The sequence below is a fragment of the Arthrobacter ginkgonis genome, assembly GCF_039540195.1.
Lineage (GTDB): Bacteria > Actinomycetota > Actinomycetes > Actinomycetales > Micrococcaceae > Zafaria > Zafaria ginkgonis.
On record NZ_BAABEO010000030.1, the window covers coordinates 1 to 1,914 of the forward strand.

The 1,914-nt window shown below is 68.5% G+C and carries 2 protein-coding genes; both read right to left on the bottom strand.

Going from position 1 to position 1,914, the window contains the following annotated elements; all coding sequences use genetic code 11:
- On the bottom strand, positions 1-242 hold a 242-nt coding region (locus ABD912_RS20660), incomplete at its 3' end, for an aldehyde dehydrogenase family protein (RefSeq protein ID WP_345153902.1).
- 195 nt (positions 243-437) lie between these two features.
- A complete protein-coding gene (locus tag ABD912_RS20665) occupies positions 438-1,820 on the bottom strand; it encodes an MFS transporter (RefSeq protein WP_345153904.1) in 1,383 nt (460 codons plus the stop codon).
- Positions 1,821-1,914 lie beyond the last annotated feature (94 nt).

Consider the following 1,914-nt stretch of genomic DNA (forward strand, 5'->3'; position numbering starts at 1 on the left):
ATCTCGGCCCGCTGCCGCGGCGCGGTCAGGGCCCACTCGGCCTGCACGCCGGCCGCCGCGTCCAGGGCCGCGAGGGCGTCCTGACTGGTGGCCGAGGCCAGGGTGGCGATGACCTTGCCGGTGGCCGGGTCCTGCACGTCGAACGTGCCCCCGTCCGAGGCGTCGCGCCACACGCCGTCAATGAGCAGGCCGGTGGGAACCTTGGAAAGCAGCTCGGCTTCGCGTTCGGGCGTAATGGTCATGGAGTTTCTCCTCAAATCAAAGCGCTGGGTCCCGGACAGACGTATCGGCCCGGGACCCAGCAGAACAGATAGCAGCGGACAGTCGGATGGTTGGTTGGTGGCTTCATCTTGAAGCCAACCTCGTCGCCCGGCTCGCCGATCAAGGCTTCACCTGGGCATGCGCAGGAGAATCCGTCTGAGCCGGCGGCCTGCCGCCTATGCCTCCCTTTGGAAAGCCAGCGCGCGGCGCTTGTCGAAGACGGTGGCCCCGACCTCCTGCTCGGCCTGGTTGTGGATCGACAGGTCGATCCCCGGCCGGTCGCGCAGGATGAGCACGGCGCCGATCGACAGCAGCGTGATGACCAGCAGGTAGGCCGAGACCGACGCGCTGGAGCCCGTGGCGTTGATGAGCGCCTGCGCGATGGTCGGCGCGAAGGCCCCGCCGAGGATGGCACCCAGGGCGTAGGAAATCGAGACGCCCGAGAACCGCACGGAGGCCGGGAAGATCTCCGAGTACCAGGCGGCCTGCGGGCCGTAGCTCAGGCCCAGGCCGATGGTGAAGATCCCCAGCGCCAGGTAGAGCATGCCCAGTTCCCCGGTGTTGATCAGCCAGAAGAGCGGGAACACCGCCAGCGCCTGCACCGTGAAGCCGATCAGGTACGTCTTCTTCCGGCCGATCCGATCCGCCAGATACCCGGCGAGGTACGTGAAGATGAACCACATGGCCGCGCCGAACGTAAGGGCGACCAGCACGTCGGTGCGCTCCAGGCCCACGGCCGGGCTGGTGGCGTAGCTGGGGATGAAGCCGCCGGTGGCCATGTAGCCGGCGGCATTGTTGCCGGCGAACACCAGGGCGGCGAGGATGACCAGCAACCAGTGTTTGCGGAACAGTTCAACGATCGGGACCCGCGTCTGCTGCTTCTTCTGCGCGATCTCCTCGAAAACCGGGGACTCCTCCACGGCCCGGCGGACCATGTAGCCCACGGCGATCAGCACGACGCTGAGCAGGAACGGGATGCGCCAGCCCCACTCGACGAACGCCTCGCCCGGGGAGATCCACCCGGTCATGATGGCGGTCACGCCGGAGGCCAACAGCATGCCCAGCGGGACGCCGAGCTGGGGGAACGCCCCGGCCCGTCCCCGGCGGTTCGCCGGGGCGTGCTCGACGGCCATCAGCACCGCGCCGCCCCACTCCCCGCCGGCCGAGATCCCCTGCAGGATCCGCAGCAGCAGCAGCAAGACCGGCGCGGCGATCCCCGCGGTCTCGTAGGTCGGCAGGACACCGATGAGCGTCGTCGAGGCGCCCATCAGGATCAGGGTGATGACCAACATCGGCCGCCGGCCGATCTTGTCCCCGAAATGCCCGGCCAGGAACGCGCCGAGCGGCCGGAACAGGAAGCTGACGCCCACGGAGGCGAACGCGAGCAGCAAGGCGATCGACTCCCCCGCGGGGGCGAAGAACACCTGCGCGAACACCAGGCCCGCGGCCGTGGCATAGATGAAGAAGTCGTACCACTCGATCGTCGTGCCGACGATCGTGGCGAAGGCGACGCGGCGCTGCGTGGACCGCGCCGCGGCCTCGGATGGGTTTGTGGTCATGGTGTCTCCAGGTCTCGCTCGTAGGTCCTAGACCTGGGTGCCGAGCTTGAAGCCCTTGGAGGCCTGGCCGTGGTAGGAGCCGTCCTCGTCGCCG